This is a genomic window from Campylobacter concisus, from assembly GCF_902460545.1.
In the GTDB taxonomy this organism is placed as follows: Bacteria; Campylobacterota; Campylobacteria; order Campylobacterales; family Campylobacteraceae; genus Campylobacter_A; species Campylobacter_A concisus_AE.
This window is the reverse complement of record NZ_CABPUE010000001.1, coordinates 227,894-242,405: the sequence shown is the minus strand read 5'-3', so window position 1 is coordinate 242,405 and position 14,512 is coordinate 227,894. Positions and strand designations below refer to the sequence as shown.

The following is a 14,512-nucleotide window of genomic DNA, read 5'->3' as shown; positions in this document are numbered from 1 at the left end:
TTTTTTGGTTAAAATTTTCGTTTTTTAAAGGAGAGAATATGAAAATTTTACTTTTAAATGGCGGCAAAAAATTTGGCCATTCAGATGGCAGGCTCAATCAAACACTTCACGACCTTGCATGCGAGAAGCTCGCAAAAATGGGTCACGAGGTAAAGCAAACTGTGATAGATCAAGGCTATGATATAGAGGCTGAAGTTGGGAAATTTCTCTGGATGGACGCAGTAGTTTGGCAGATGCCAGCTTGGTGGATGGGTGAGCCTTGGATAGTGAAAAAATATATCGACGAGGTCTTTACTGCAGGTCATGGCAAGCTTTATACTAGCGATGGCAGACACAGGGTCGATCCAACTAAAAACTACGGCAAGGGCGGCTTGCTAAATGAGAAGAAATTTATGCTAAGCCTTACTTGGAATGCCCCAGCTGAGGCATTTAGCGATCCAAATGAGTTTTTTGATGCACGTGGGATCGACGGGGTTTACTTTCATTTTAGAAAGGCAAATGAGTTTTTGGGCATGAAACCACTTCCGTATTTTGTATGCTACGATGTTATCAAGATGCCAGAGGTGCCAAGATACCTAAAAGAGTACGAAGCGCATCTTGAAAAAGTTTTTAAAAATACGAAATAGAAATTTAAATATAGAAACAAAACTGCAAATATAAATAAAAGTGGCAATAAAATGGCTACGAGCTAGGTTTGAAAATTTTGCCACTTTTTATTGCTATGCTAGTTAAAATAAAACACTGGCATAAATTTTAAAATGCTAATATAAAAAGGCCTTATCAAAGTAGGCAAAATTCTCTCAACAATGCTTTATCTTGCTAAATTTCAAAAGGCTTTTTAGTAACTTTTTATAAGCAAGATTGTAAAATGGCTTAAAATTCTTAAAAGGTTACATCAATGGATAAAGCTACCATACAAGCACATAAAATCAGCGACGAAGAGTATGAAGAGATCTTAAAAATTTTAGGACGCGAGCCAAATTTACTAGAGCTTGGCATATTTTCGGCGATGTGGAGCGAGCACTGCAGCTACAAATCAAGCAAAAAATACCTAAATGGCTTTCCGACAAAGGCGCCTTGGGTCATCCAAGGACCTGGCGAAAATGCTGGCGTCATCGACGTTGGCGACGGGGTTGCGGCTGTGTTTAAGATGGAGAGTCACAACCACCCAAGCTTTATCGAGCCGTTTCAGGGCGCTGCAACTGGCGTTGGTGGAATTTTAAGAGATGTCTTTACGATGGGCGCAAGAGTCGTTGCGAATATGAACTCGCTTCGTTTTGGCGAGATAAGAGGCGAGAGCGAGCTAGCTAAAAAGCATAGATATTTGCTAAAAGGAAGTGTCGCAGGCATAGGGCACTATGGCAACTGCATGGGTATCCCAACGATCGGCGGCGAGACTACATTTGATCCTAGCTTTAATGGCAACATCCTAATAAATGCCTTCGCGCTTGGACTTTGCAAAAGTGATGAAATTTTCTATGGTAAGGCTGAAGGTGTGGGCAACCCAGTCATTTACGTGGGCTCAAAGACCGGTAGAGACGGACTTGGTGGCGCTGTGATGGCTAGCGATAGCTTTAATGATGAAAATAAATCGCTTCGTCCAACTGTGCAAGTGGGCGACCCATTTGCCGAGAAACTGCTCATGGAAGCGTGCTTAGAGCTCTTTAAAAAAGACTACATCATCGGTATCCAAGACATGGGCGCAGCAGGGCTTACAAGCTCTAGCTTTGAGATGGCAGGCAGAAGTGGCAGTGGTATGAAGATGTACCTAGACCGCGTACCGATGCGCGAAGTTGGCATGACGCCTTATGAGCTAATGCTAAGTGAGTCTCAAGAGCGTATGCTAATATGCGCCAAAAAGGGCTATGAGCAAAAAGTGCTTGAAATTTTTAGAAAATGGGATCTTGATGCCGAGATCATCGGCGGGGTCACAAGTAGCGGCGTGATGCAGCTTTACTGGCATGGTGAGCTTGCAGGCGAAATCCCTATCGGCCCACTTAGTGAGGCAGCTCCAGTGCTTGATCGTCCAGTTGCACGTCCAAAATATCTTGATGAGATAGCAAATTTAGAAATTCCAAATAATGTTGATAACAGAACCGCATTTTTCAAGCTTTTAAAAGAGCCAGAAGTGCTAAATAAAAGCTTTATTTATGATCAATACGATGCAAATATCCAAACAAACACGATAAAACAGCCTGGACACTTGGGTGCTGCAAGTATTAGAGTAAAAGGCACTAAAAAAGCCGTCTCTATGGCTGCTCAGTGCGATCCTAGAGCAAATTTCGTTGATCCAAAAATTGGCGCTGCAAGAGCCGTCGCTGCAGCTGGTAGAAAGGTAGCGATGAGCGGCGCTATGCCACTTGCGATCACCGACTGCCTAAACTACGGCAATCCACAAAATCCAGAGGTGATGTGGCAGTTTAAAGAGGGATGTGAAGGCATAAAAGAGGCTTGCCGTGAGCTAAATACACCAGTTGTTAGCGGCAACGTGAGCCTTTATAATGACACTGACGGTGTGAGCGTATATCCGACACCAGCCATCGTCACAGTTGGCGTAAACGAAGATGCGAACTTAAATCTAAAAAGTACATTTTTAAGCGAGGGCAGGGCGATTTACTTGCTTGGCGAGACAAGTGGAGAATTTGCAGCATCTCTTTATGCAAAGGCGCTATTTAATGTGGTTGGCGGTAAGCTAAAAGAGGTTGATTACAAAGCTGAGCGAGCCATTTGGGACCTAGTGATAGAGGCAAATAAAGAGCAAATTTTAGAGTTTGCAAATAGCGTAGGCGTAGGCGGTCTTGCTATCACGCTAGCAAAAATGGCTAGCATCTCAAACATCGGTGTAAATTGCGAAGTGAAATTTAAAGAGCCAAATTTCATCTTTGATGAAAGCTTTTCAAGAGCAGTCGTAGGAGTGAAAGACGAGGCTAAATTTGAAGCGCTTGCGGCTAAATTTGGTGTGAAATTTGAAAAGATCGGCGTTAGTGGTGGCAAGAGATTTAAACTAAATGATATCGATGAGAGCGTGGATGAGATAAGAGAAATTTATCTAAATGAGTTTGCAAAAATCGTTAGAAAAGAGGATTAAAAATGGCTTTAAAAAAGAGCAAGGTCGCTGAGGCTGAAAATGAGCAAAAGGAAACAGAACAAGTTGAAAAGCGGGGCGTAGCAAAACCGCCAGTGCTTTTTAGTAAGACACAAAATTTAATAAAATCAATCGAAAAAAGACTAAACGCTACCTTGATAACTTACTATAATTCAAATGCTGGTAGCGTTTGCGGCAACGATGCGAGTGCTATGTATGAAATTTTAAAGGGTAAAAAGATAGATACTGCTTATCTTTTTATAAAAAGTGACGGCGGAAGCGGTATCGCCGCTCTTAGGATTATCACTACACTTAGAAATTACTGCAAAAATTTAATAGCTCTAATACCTGCAAACTGCGCCTCAGCTGCTACCATGATGGCACTTGGCGCAAATGAGATCGTCATGGGCCCACTTGCCTATCTAACGCCTGTCGATACCTCACTCAAACACGAGCTTAGTCCGACAAACAAAGGCAATGAGCTTGTGAGCGTTTCGATGGATGAACTTAGTCGTGTGGTCAAGCTTTGGAAAGAACAAGATAAAGATAGGCCAAACGACACAAACCCTTATAACTCGCTTTATGAATATATTCATCCGCTAGTCTTTGGTGCGGTTGACCGTGCTAGCTCGCTATCGCTTAAGATTTGCACCGAGCTTCTTAGGTATCATATCGAGGACGATAAAAAGATCGTAGAAATTTCTGAAAGGCTAAATGGCGACTATCCAGCTCATGAATATCCAATTCTCTTTAGAGAGGCGCACGAGATCGGCCTTCATGTAAAAAAGATGGATGATGATCTAAATGAAATGCTTCAGGAGCTAACGCTACTTTACTCTGAGATGGGACAGCGGGCTTTTACTGACTACGATGAAAATAGCTACCACGATAACAATATCGCAAATATCATTGAAACAAATGGCAAGCAAATTTACTATCAGATAGATAAAGACTGGTTCTACCGCCCTGAAGAGCGCCGCTGGAATGTGATGAATGACGAGAGCTCTTGGCGTAAAAACGAACTAGTAAATGGCAAAATAAAAAATACTATCTATCACTTGTGGTAATATGTCTGGAGTCCTGTTTTTACTGATATTAGGCGGTGCGATATTTCTCTTTATGAATGTCCAAATAGGTAGTAACCGCAAGAAACAAGCAGATGTAGATGAGGCTAAATTTCTAGTCTCACTGCTTGCAAAAGTAGCTAAAAGTGACGGCAGAGTTAGCGAGCTAGAGGCTAGGCTGATCACTCAAGTGCTAGATGATCTAAGCCAGAAAGTTAGCGGCGTTAGCGGTGTGCGTGAGTATCTAAAAGAGGTTTATAAGAGCCAAAAAGAAAATATAGATAACGCCTATGAAACCGCTAGAAACTACAAGAGAGCATTTAATCTAAACTACGATATATGCATCGCTAGGCTCACATTTTTTCTAAATTTAGCCTACATAGATGGAGAATTTAACAAAAGCGAGCAAGATGTTATAAGAAATATCGCTTATGGATTTGGCATTGATAAAGAAACGCTTGATGAGATCATCTTTAAATTTGATAGTTTTTATGGCTCAAGATTTGAGGCAAATACTGATAAAGTAGTCCAAGAAAAAGATGCGTTTGAGGTTTTAGGACTTAACAAAAATGCAAGCTTTGATGAAGTAAAAGCCCGTTACAAAGAGCTTGTAAGGCAGTATCATCCCGACATTTTAATGGGTAGGGGCGAGAGTAAAGAGGTGATCGAGCGCTCAACTAAAAAGCTTCAGGAGATAAACGAGGCTTATGGGCGATTAAAAGAGAAATTTGGAGTTTAGATGAAGAAATTTATTATTTTGCTGCTAGCGGTGGCTGGCTTTTGTAATGATTTTAAAGTGGTAAATGTCGATGGAAAAGAGATAAAATTTAAGCTTACGCAAAGCGAGCTTTATCAAGATCAAAGGTTAGTCATCAGCAACTACGATGTTAAAGATAGCAATGTGAGTATAGTATTTGTCGATAAAGATGGCAACAAGAGCGACATTATGTCAGTTCAAGCAAAAAAATTAAATGAAATTAGTGAGTATATCTTTTCGTATGATCGCGGCATAAAGATGATGAAATTTAGCTCAAAAAAGCCAATATGCGAGGCGCTTGAGAAAGAGGAGTCTGTAAATTTAAGCGTATTAGATGCGCGTTATTTTGATGGCAATCAAATTTCAAGCTATGCCTTTAGCGTTGATATTGTTGGTCAAAAGCGTGAAAATTTTGTAGAGAGAAAAGACTATTATATAGATGCAGCTGCAAATGTTATGGTTACGCTAGAAGCCTTATCGATAAAGAATATCGCAAAAGATATAAAAATGGGGCAGCTTCTGCTAGTAAAAGGTATGTGTTTAACAAAAAGATAAAAATTTAATAAAGGAGAAAAAATGAGAGCATTGCTTAGCGTTAGCGATAAAGAGGGCATTGTAGAGTTTGCAAAGGGGCTGGAAGAGCTTGGCTGGCAGATACTTTCAACTGGTGGCACCTATAAACTTTTAAAGAGCGAGGGTGTCAAAGCTACTGAAGTTAGTGAATTTACAGCTTCACCTGAGATGTTTGAGGGTAGGGTAAAGACGCTTCATCCAAAGATACATGGCGGCATCTTACACAAACGTGACGACGCTACGCACGTGGCTCAGGCAAAAGAGCATGGCATCGAGGGCATAGACCTAGTTTGCGTAAATTTATATCCATTTAAAGAGACTACGATTAGGACTGATGACTTTGCTGAGATCATCGAAAATATCGACATCGGCGGCCCAGCTATGGTAAGAAGTGCGGCTAAAAATTTTAAAGATGTCCTTATTGTTACAAGCGTGCTTGATTATGATGAAATTTTAAATCGTCTAAAAGAGAAAAGCGATGATTTTGAGTTTAGAAGATCGCTGATGATAAAGGCGTTCGAGCATACAGCGGCTTATGATAGCATGATCGCAAACTATATGAATGATAGATTTAATGGCGGTTTTGGCGATGCTAGATTTATCATGGGAAGCAAGGTTTTTGACACTAGATACGGCGAAAATCCACACCAAAAAGGCGCACTTTATGAGTTTGATTATTTCTTTACAAACAACTTTAGAGCTCTAAAAGGCGAGGCTAGTTTTAATAATATGACCGATATAAATGGTGCATTGATGCTTGCAACTAGCTTTGATGACGCACCAGCTGTGGCTATCATCAAGCATGCTAATCCTTGTGGTTTTGCTGTAAAAGATACTTTGCTTGAGAGCTACGAGGCTGCGCTTAAGTGCGATCCGGTCTCAGCATACGGCGGCGTGGTCGCAATAAATGGCACACTTGATGAAAAACTAGCTAAAAAGATAAATGAAATTTATGTTGAGGTAATAATCGCTGCAAATGTTGATGATGCTGCGCTTAAAGTATTTGAGAGCAAAAAACGTATCAAAATTTTTACTCAAGACAATAAATTTTTAGTTCGCTCAAATGATAAATTTGACTTTAAACACGTTGATGGTGGATTTGTATTTCAAGAAAGAGACTATGTAAAGGACGAAGAGCTTGAAAATATGAAGCAAATGAGCAAGAAATTTGCAACTGGTAGCGAGCTAAAAGATGCTCAGATCGCTTGGAAAGTGGCTGCGCTAACGAAGAGCAACTGCGTAGTTTACGTAAAAGATGGCGCTATGGTGGCTATTGGTATGGGTATGACAAGCCGTGTGGATGCTGCACGTGCGGCTGTGGCAAAGGCAAAAGAGCTAAAGATCGATCTAAGCGGCTGCGTGCTTGCTAGTGAGGCGTTCTTTCCATTTAGAGACAGCATCGACATCGCTAGCAAAGTCGGCGTAAAATGTGTCATTGAACCAGGCGGCAGCATCAGAGATGATGAGGTGATAGAGGCTGCCGATGAACACGGCATGTCACTATATTTTACTGGTGTTAGGCACTTCTTGCACTAAAATTTAGGGGCGCTTGCCCCTTTCTTCACACTTTATAACTTTAATTTTCATATAATCTTTTAAAAATGAAAGGAGATAGAATGAAGAAGATCTTAAAATTTATCTTAATGGCGGCAGTGTTTTTTGGTCTAAATTTGATGGCAAAAGATGAGCTTATAAAGGAGCAGACGATGGCAGGGCAAAATTTGAAAGAAATTTATCTAGCAGGCGGTTGCTTTTGGGGTATGCAGGGATATTTTAAAAAGATATTTGGCGTAGTGGATACAAAGGTAGGCTACGCGAATGGCAAGAGCGAAAATACTAGCTACCGCGAGCTTCATGAGAGTGATCATGCTGAGGCACTTTATGTAAAATACGACGAAAATAGAGTCGCTTTGGCTGAAATTTTGGCTCACTTTTTTAGGGTAATCGATCCGACCTCGCTAAACAAACAAGGCAATGACGTTGGTAGGCAGTATAGAAGCGGAATTTACTATGTGAGCGAAAGTGATCTGCCAACGATAGAGAGCTTTATGAAAATAGAGCAAAAGAAATTTAAAGATAAGATTGTGGTTGAGGTGGCGCCACTTAAAAATTTCGTCTTAGGCGAGGAGTATCATCAAGACTATCTTGATAAAAATCCTTTTGGATATTGCCATATCGATCTAGGTTTAGCCGATAAACCGCTTTACGATGAGGCGAAATTTAAGCCGCTTAGTAAAGATGAGCTAAAGAAAAATTTAAGTAGCGAGCAGTATGCCGTGACGCAAGAAGCTGCAACTGAGAGGCCATTTAGCAGCGAGTATGATAAATTTGATCAAAAAGGCATTTATGTAGATATAACGAGCGGAAAGCCACTTTTCTCAAGTGCAGATAAATTTGATGCAGGATGTGGCTGGCCTAGCTTTACAAAGCCTATCACGACAACAGCTCTTTCATATAAGGAGGACAACTCTTTTATGATGAAAAGAGTCGAAGTTAAGTCGCAAAATAGTGACGCGCACCTTGGTCATGTCTTTGACGATGGCCCAAGCGATAAGGGCGGGCTAAGATATTGCATAAACGGTGCGAGCCTTAAATTTATACCGCTTGAAGATATGGCTAGACTTGGATATGAGGAATTTATACCTTACGTAAAATAGCTTTTGTTGAAGCAAATCAATAGTTTGAAAAGTTTAATCAGAGTATAATTCTCCAAAATTAAAAGGAGAAAAAATGAGCGATTTTTTCAAAAACGCAGAGCAGTTTAATGTCGATGGTGCAACCGTGCCATTTTATAAATTTAATGAAAATGGTGTAAATTTTGTTGGCTTTGACTCACGTCCTTGCGTGCCGCCAGAGCCAATGGTCAATGCATTAATCGCTATTAAATTTGCTGATAAAAACACAAAAATTATGATGCTAAATCATAAATTTCCAGCTGGTCTTATACCAAAGATAGATAAGAGCTTTGACATAGAGCGTGAAGATATAGATGGTGGGGCTGTAAAGATGATTTTTAGCCTAAAAGACGGCGCAAACATAGAAGACGTAGATACGAGTCTTTGCCACTAAGATGCTTTTAAATACTTACGCACCACCATTTAAGCTAGTTGGTGGATATTTTATTGCTGGAATTTTGTTTTTGGCATTAAGTGTGCCGGCATTCTTTTATGCAGATTTTGATGCGATTAGCTCACTAAACACAGCTGGTTTTTTGCATATATTTTTTGTTGGCTTTGTGATGAGCATTATCATCGGAGCGCTCTATCAGCTAACCTCAGTCATTTTAGAAAAGCCATTTTTTACCGCAAAAGGTGCTATTTTAAATTTGGCTATTTTTTGTCTATCATTGTTGGGAATGTGCTACGGGATGTTATTTACTGAGGCTAAAATTTTACAAATTAGTGGAGTTTTGCTTTTTTGCTCACTCGCTTTTTTTGCAACGACTTACGCATTAAGCTTTATGGATAATGAAAAAAAGAGCTTTGCAGCCTTTGCACTTTTTGTTTCAGCTATCTTTTTGGTAATTGGAATAACGCTTGGTTTTTGCTTGCTTATGATACTTAGTGGCACATTGATGCTTGATTTTGAGATGACACTAAAATTTCACGTTTATTTTGTGCTAGGTTTTGTGTTTCTTGTGATACTTGGAGCTGCTAGTGTACTCTTACCTATGTTTGCATTGGCTCACGATCTAAAATTTACACTTAGCAAGGCCTCACTAGCATGCTATATTTTGGGTGGCATCTTGCTAGCTTTTAATGAAAATTTGTCTATTTTGTCAATATGTGTGGCGGCTTTACTTTTTATAGCTCAAGCACTTTATATTTTAAAAAAGCGCGTTAGAAAGGCGTATGATTACTGGAATGTAAATATCGTACTTTCATTGGTGGCTTTGCTTGGTGCTGCTGTTTTTATAGCTTTGGATAAATTAAATTTAGCTGCATATTTTTTAATATATGGCTTTTTGTTTGCTTTTATCGTAGCTCATCTTTACAAGATCGCACCATTTCTCATATGGTATCACTACGTAGCACCTTTTGTCGGAAAGGTAAAAGTGCCACTTCTTGATGCCATGATACTAAAAAAGATAGCTTATTTTGGTATAGCTTTTAATGCTATCTCGCTTCTTTGCTATCTTCTCTCAACTTGCTTTGAACTAGAAATTTTAGTGCAAGCTGGTATGATTTTTATAGCTCTTAGTATAGTTTTGCTATCGATAAATATAATAAATATTTTTAGATTTACTGGTTTTAAAGGATAAAAAATGAAAGAAAAAATTTATAACGCACTGTCAAATATCGTTGATCCAGAAGTTGGCTTTGATATCGTTTCGCTCGGACTTATATACGATGCGAGCTGCGATGAAAATGGCAAAGCAAAAGTTACTATGACGCTTTCAACCAAATCTTGCCCGCTACATGAAATGATACTTGGCTGGGTAGAAACTGCCGTGCTTGATATAGAAGGTGTCAAAGAGTGCGAGATCGATCTTGTCTGGGAGCCTGAGTGGAATATACAAATGGCAAGCGATTTTGTAAAAGCACAACTTGGAGTTTAAATTTTAAGTTTTTAGATTTGAAAGTTTATAAATTTTTGTAAGCTAGAGAGCAAAAGCTCTCTAGAAATTTTAAGGAGTTTGTTTTTTATTAGTCCATTTGATGGCGCATAAATGATGGCACATCAAGTTGTGACATATAGTCTTCGTCATATCCACCACTAACTTTTTTAAGTCTTAATATACGCTCTTTTTTTATGATATCGCTTGTATTAGAAGTTTGTATTTCATCTTTTTTTTCAGCTTCTTTTTGTGAGCTTTGAAAACCTGTTGCTATTATTGTAACTTCAACTTTATTGTCTTCTATTTTGTCATCAGTTGTTGTACCAAATATAATTTCAGCATCTTCATCTGCTGCCTCATGAATAATACTCATCGCATTATTGATATCAGCTAGTGGGCAACTAGGGCTTATTCTAAAATGAACTAAAATACCAAATGCACCATTTATTGTCATGTTATCAAGAAGTGGTGATTGTATAGCATTTTTTATAGCTTCTTGCGCTGCATCTTCGCCACTTGCTTCGCCAACACCCATTAAAGCTAGTCCTCTATGGCTCATAATTGTTCTAACATCAGCAAAGTCTAGATTTATGTCGCTTTTTCCTGAGTCAAGTACGATCGTACTCATACCATTGACGGCTCTTGCAAGCACTTCATCGACCATTTCGAAGCTTTCTTTTATGCCAGCATTTTTATCAATTAATGTTAGGAGTTTATCGTTTGGTATGACAACAATAGAATCGCTTTCTTTCCTGAGCTCTTCAAGGCCACAATCAGCTAATTTTCTACGTTTTTTTCCTTCAAACATAAAAGGCATAGTAACAACAGCAACTGTTAGTGCACCAATATCTTTTGCAGCTTGAGCAACTACTGGAGCTGCACCTGTACCAGTTCCACCACCAAGTCCTGTACCGATAAAAACTATATCTGATGTCTCAAGTGCACTTTTTACTTCATCGTAGCTCTCTTCAGCAGCAGCTTTTCCTATTTCAGGTCTCATGCCTGCACCTAGACCTTTTGTTGTCTTTTCTCCAAGCTGTATTTTTGTATGTGCAAGAGAATTTTCAAGAGCCTTAGCATCTGTATTAGCAACAATAAGATCTATATTTAAATTTGGATTAACTCTTATTATATGGTTGACCATATTGCCACCACCTCCACCTACACCTACGACCTTTATCTTTGCACCATAGATGCTTTTATTTTCTTCTACTGTGAAGCTACTCATTTTTGAAATTCTCCTTAAAATAATTGTGTAATACTATACCAAAATTTTGCAAAAGCATTTGGCTTTTTTTCTTGTTTACTAATATCTGCAATGTTGGCAAGCTCTTCTTTATTTTTTGATTTATTTGCTATCTCTAATTCAAAATCTTTATCAGAAAAACTATCCTCTTTTTCATTTGGATCCTGCACCTCTTGTCCAAAATTTTGTACGTTTTCTTCTTCTACAAAAACATTTCTAAAATTTGCTTTTGGTTTTGAGGCTATTTCTCCTTGATATCTCATTTTTTTCTCAGAATCAATCTCGTATGGACTAAAATTACCAGCACCATATAAACAAAGTCCTATAGCACAAGAATTTGCTGGATCTCTTAAAATTTCAAATAATCCATCCATTTCTTTTGGTTTTGCTATACGAACTGGCATTTTGTCAAATATCGCAGATGCAAGATCTCTAATACCTTCTAGCTTAGTCATACCGCCAGTAAGTATTATTCCAGCACCAATGCTATCTTTATAGCCACTATCTTCTAGCATTTTAGCAAGTACCATAAGGGTTTCTTCTGCTCTGGCATATATAACATTTGATATTATGTCTAGTGAAACTTCATGACTTTTTGTTTCATCTCCAAGGATCGGAAGCTCTATTAGATCAACTGACTTATTTATTAAAGCACCATAACCTAATTTTATCTCTTCTGCCTTTGGAAGTGGTGTATGCAGAGCCATAGAAAGATCATTTGTAATGTTTGCTGAGCCAACAGGTAAAAATTCATTGTATCTTATAGAATTTCCAGAATGCACTACAAGATTACAAGTAGCACCACCCATATCAACAAGTGCGGCACCAAGCTCTTTCTCATCTTTTGTTAATGTTGCTATCGCAGAAGCATATCCTGAAAGGACTATGTTATCTAGTTGAACGCCTGCTAAATTTACGGCTTTTCTTAGGTTACTAATAGATGATTTTTGTACTGTAACAATATGTGTTTGCACTTCCAGTCTACTACCATTCATGCCTATTGGATCTTCAATGTGTTCTTGTCCATCTACTTTAAAATTATAAGGAAGAACATGTAATTTTTCATATTCATGAGGTATATCAGCTGTATGATCGGCCATTTGCATAGCACGCTCAATCTCTTTTATACCTATTTCATGATTTGGTATATTCACTACACCACTACTGTCAACGCTTTTTGTATACGCACCAGAAATAGAAACTATGACCTTTTCATAGCGTGTTCCTGCAACTCTTTGTGCTTCTATTAATGCATTTTTTATTGACTTTGCAGCTTGTTCAATATTAGTTATAACACCTTTTCTTATTCCCTGCGTTTTTTCAGTTCCAATTCCAATTATCTTAATACCATTTTCATCATGTTGTGCTATTACTGCACAAATCTGGAAAGAGCCGATATCTATACCTAAAATTTTTGTACTCAAGATAAATTACCTTTTGATATATTCTTTAATTTCATAGTATTTTTTTAGTTTGTTTGTTAAATCTTTTATTAACTCATTATTTTTAAGCATTGTAACGTTTTGCTGTGTTATTTGCTTATAGTTGTTATCTATATTATCTACAAGCAACCTTTGTTCCAAAATATCGTATATAACGGCCTTATCTTCTAATATAACATAATCTTTTTTGTTGTTAGTTTCAAAAAGTTGAGAAACAAAAGCTCTGGTTTCACTTTCATTTAGTTCTGAGATAGAGCTATTTATATCTCTACTGATAAAGCCTATATCAGTTCCTTTGAAATTTTGTAAAGACTCTTTTGCTATAGTTGTTAAGTTTTCTTTTTTCTTTTTATCTTTATAAATTTCAAGTACCATTGCTCTTGCTTGTTCAAAACTCATAGGTTGTGGAGGAGTTATACTTTTTACTCTAACTATTAAATATCCATCTTTATATGTAAATGGTTTTATAACCTCACCAACTTTTGCCCCTTTTATTTCATCAAGTGAGAATGTTGCATTATCTTCATTTATACTAACAAATTCATTTGTTGCAAGCTCAGCTTTTTTGATAGAGGTATATTTTTTTAAAGCATCAGTCTTGCTTTTCTCGATATTGTAGTCTTTTATAACTTCAGTCTTTACTTCGTCAAATGATTTGATTTTATCATCAGAGCCTTTGTATCTCTCCTTGTTTTCGTTATAGTAGTCACTCAAAGTAGTTTGATTTACATCATTTTTATTTGACTCTATAAAGTATGTTTCTAGACCGTATATAGTCTTTGTCATATAGTTGTTTTTATTTGTTTCCCAAAGATTCTTTAGCTCTTTTTCATCTATTTTTATATCACTTTGACTAGCATTTATTATCTGTATTGCTAATTTGTCTTGCATAAAAAAGCTTGCTTCCATCATTGCAATGTCTTCTTTATTGGCTGGTAAATTTAAAATAGTTCTAAGCTTATCAAGTAGTATTGTTAGTTTTAAATTTTCTTCAAAATCAGTTGGATTTATTCTAGCTCTTCTTAAAATATCGTAGTATAAATTTTTATCAAAAGCACCATCTTTTTGAAATGTTGGATCAGCGATTATATATTTTAAAATATCATCTTTGCTAACACTAAGACCTATATCGTCTGCAAAATTTAATAGTAAATTCTCTTGAATTGTAGCCTGAAGTGCAGCATTTTGTAATCCTAACTCATTAGCCTTTTCTTGTGTTAATTTACCATCAAAAAGATTATTGTAGTATTGATACAAATTATCGTATTTTTGTTGTAGTTCTTGAATGCTTATATTTCTGTGTCCTACTTTTGCTACCGAAGTGGCTCGATTGCTGTTTAAATCATATGCTCCCCAGCCTACAAAGCCTGCTCCAACAAAGGCTATTGTACTTACCCAAATGGTAACAACTAGGTATTTTTTATGTTTTTGCATCCAAGACAACATTAAATTTTCCTTTAAAAGACTAACGAAATTTGTATGATATATTATATAAAATTGCCTTAAATAAGCTTAAAATAGGGGCTTTAAAAATACCTTTGTGAAGAATTTTGCTAACAATTTTTTAGTATTGTTAGCAAAATTTTTAAATACTATAATCGCTATAACCACTAGTTAAATGAAGCAATTTGCAGCTATTTTCTAGCAAAGCTATCTCTTTTGCAAGAAGCTGAGGGCTTCTACTGTATGCGTAAATGCCATATCCTTTAACGATAATAATATTTGTGTTTTTTTCTAGCATATATCTATAAATTTCAGTTTCTGCACGTTCATACCAGTCATCATAT

The 14,512-nt window shown here is 37.4% G+C and carries 13 protein-coding genes and 1 pseudogene; 10 read left to right on the top strand and 4 right to left on the bottom strand.

Annotated features, from left to right (window positions below):
- Positions 1-38 precede the first annotated feature (38 nt).
- The 10 genes from FZ949_RS01165 to FZ949_RS01120 all read left to right on the top strand — a co-directional run bounded on the left by FZ949_RS01165 (position 39) and on the right by FZ949_RS01120 (position 10,037).
- Positions 39-626 carry an NAD(P)H-dependent oxidoreductase gene (locus tag FZ949_RS01165; protein ID WP_148790024.1) on the top strand — a complete coding sequence of 196 codons (588 nt, stop codon included), beginning with the start codon at positions 39-41 and terminating at the stop codon, positions 624-626.
- Between the two features lie 272 nt (positions 627-898).
- Positions 899-3,088: a phosphoribosylformylglycinamidine synthase subunit PurL gene (gene purL, locus FZ949_RS01160; protein ID WP_148790023.1), complete on the top strand. Its 2,190-nt coding sequence runs from the start codon at positions 899-901 to the stop codon at positions 3,086-3,088.
- Positions 3,089-3,090: 2 nt separating this feature from the next.
- The gene (locus FZ949_RS01155; RefSeq protein WP_103579689.1) at positions 3,091-4,152 is read left to right on the top strand and encodes an SDH family Clp fold serine proteinase; all 1,062 of its coding nucleotides are present in this window, start codon (positions 3,091-3,093) and stop codon (positions 4,150-4,152) included.
- 1 nt (position 4,153) lies between these two features.
- Entirely contained in the window at positions 4,154-4,888 is a 735-nt protein-coding gene (locus tag FZ949_RS01150; protein ID WP_103579688.1) for a TerB family tellurite resistance protein, read from the top strand.
- Positions 4,889-5,461, top strand: a complete 573-nt coding sequence (locus tag FZ949_RS01145; RefSeq protein WP_103579687.1) for a hypothetical protein — start codon at positions 4,889-4,891, stop codon at positions 5,459-5,461. It abuts the gene before it with no gap.
- Positions 5,462-5,482: 21 nt separating this feature from the next.
- On the top strand, positions 5,483-7,015 hold the full coding sequence (gene purH, locus FZ949_RS01140) for a bifunctional phosphoribosylaminoimidazolecarboxamide formyltransferase/IMP cyclohydrolase (protein ID WP_103579686.1): 1,533 nt from the start codon (positions 5,483-5,485) through the stop codon (positions 7,013-7,015).
- Positions 7,016-7,095: 80 nt separating this feature from the next.
- Complete coding sequence (msrB, locus tag FZ949_RS01135; protein WP_103579685.1) at positions 7,096-8,136, top strand: peptide-methionine (R)-S-oxide reductase MsrB; 1,041 nt, start codon at positions 7,096-7,098, stop codon at positions 8,134-8,136.
- 73 nt (positions 8,137-8,209) lie between these two features.
- On the top strand, positions 8,210-8,548 hold the full coding sequence (locus FZ949_RS01130) for a hypothetical protein (protein WP_021090578.1): 339 nt from the start codon (positions 8,210-8,212) through the stop codon (positions 8,546-8,548).
- Position 8,549: 1 nt separating this feature from the next.
- Positions 8,550-9,740, top strand: a complete 1,191-nt coding sequence (locus FZ949_RS01125; protein ID WP_103579684.1) for a peptidase M50 — start codon at positions 8,550-8,552, stop codon at positions 9,738-9,740.
- A 3-nt stretch (positions 9,741-9,743) separates the two neighbouring features.
- The gene (locus tag FZ949_RS01120; RefSeq protein WP_021091019.1) at positions 9,744-10,037 is read left to right on the top strand and encodes a metal-sulfur cluster assembly factor; all 294 of its coding nucleotides are present in this window, start codon (positions 9,744-9,746) and stop codon (positions 10,035-10,037) included.
- A gap of 88 nt (positions 10,038-10,125) precedes the next feature.
- On the opposite strand, the gene ftsZ is transcribed toward FZ949_RS01120, so the two are convergent.
- The 4 genes and pseudogenes from ftsZ to FZ949_RS01100 all read right to left on the bottom strand — a co-directional run.
- A complete protein-coding gene (gene ftsZ / locus FZ949_RS01115) occupies positions 10,126-11,265 on the bottom strand; it encodes a cell division protein FtsZ (protein WP_103579683.1) in 1,140 nt (379 codons plus the stop codon).
- A gap of 14 nt (positions 11,266-11,279) precedes the next feature.
- Positions 11,280-12,707, bottom strand: a complete 1,428-nt coding sequence (ftsA, locus tag FZ949_RS01110) for a cell division protein FtsA (protein ID WP_021090773.1) — start codon at positions 12,705-12,707, stop codon at positions 11,280-11,282.
- A gap of 6 nt (positions 12,708-12,713) precedes the next feature.
- Positions 12,714-14,171, bottom strand: coding sequence for a peptidylprolyl isomerase (locus FZ949_RS01105; protein WP_103579682.1), 1,458 nt, complete (start codon positions 14,169-14,171; stop codon positions 12,714-12,716).
- 139 nt (positions 14,172-14,310) lie between these two features.
- A pseudogene (locus tag FZ949_RS01100) lies at positions 14,311-14,512 on the bottom strand (class II aldolase and adducin N-terminal domain-containing protein); the annotation flags it as partial.

Bases quoted from the DNA above. Each gene is read 5' to 3' on its own strand.
- FZ949_RS01165 (WP_148790024.1), top strand. From the start codon at position 39: ATGAAAATTTTACTTTTAAATGGCGGCAAAAAATTTGGCCATTCAGAT.
- purL (WP_148790023.1), top strand. From the start codon at position 899: ATGGATAAAGCTACCATACAAGCACATAAAATCAGCGACGAAGAGTAT.
- FZ949_RS01155 (WP_103579689.1), top strand. From the start codon at position 3,091: ATGGCTTTAAAAAAGAGCAAGGTCGCTGAGGCTGAAAATGAGCAAAAG.
- FZ949_RS01150 (WP_103579688.1), top strand. From the start codon at position 4,154: ATGTCTGGAGTCCTGTTTTTACTGATATTAGGCGGTGCGATATTTCTC.
- FZ949_RS01145 (WP_103579687.1), top strand. From the start codon at position 4,889: ATGAAGAAATTTATTATTTTGCTGCTAGCGGTGGCTGGCTTTTGTAAT.
- purH (WP_103579686.1), top strand. From the start codon at position 5,483: ATGAGAGCATTGCTTAGCGTTAGCGATAAAGAGGGCATTGTAGAGTTT.
- msrB (WP_103579685.1), top strand. From the start codon at position 7,096: ATGAAGAAGATCTTAAAATTTATCTTAATGGCGGCAGTGTTTTTTGGT.
- FZ949_RS01130 (WP_021090578.1), top strand. From the start codon at position 8,210: ATGAGCGATTTTTTCAAAAACGCAGAGCAGTTTAATGTCGATGGTGCA.
- FZ949_RS01125 (WP_103579684.1), top strand. From the start codon at position 8,550: ATGCTTTTAAATACTTACGCACCACCATTTAAGCTAGTTGGTGGATAT.
- FZ949_RS01120 (WP_021091019.1), top strand. From the start codon at position 9,744: ATGAAAGAAAAAATTTATAACGCACTGTCAAATATCGTTGATCCAGAA.
- ftsZ (WP_103579683.1), bottom strand. From the start codon at position 11,265: ATGAGTAGCTTCACAGTAGAAGAAAATAAAAGCATCTATGGTGCAAAG.
- FZ949_RS01105 (WP_103579682.1), bottom strand. From the start codon at position 14,171: ATGTTGTCTTGGATGCAAAAACATAAAAAATACCTAGTTGTTACCATT.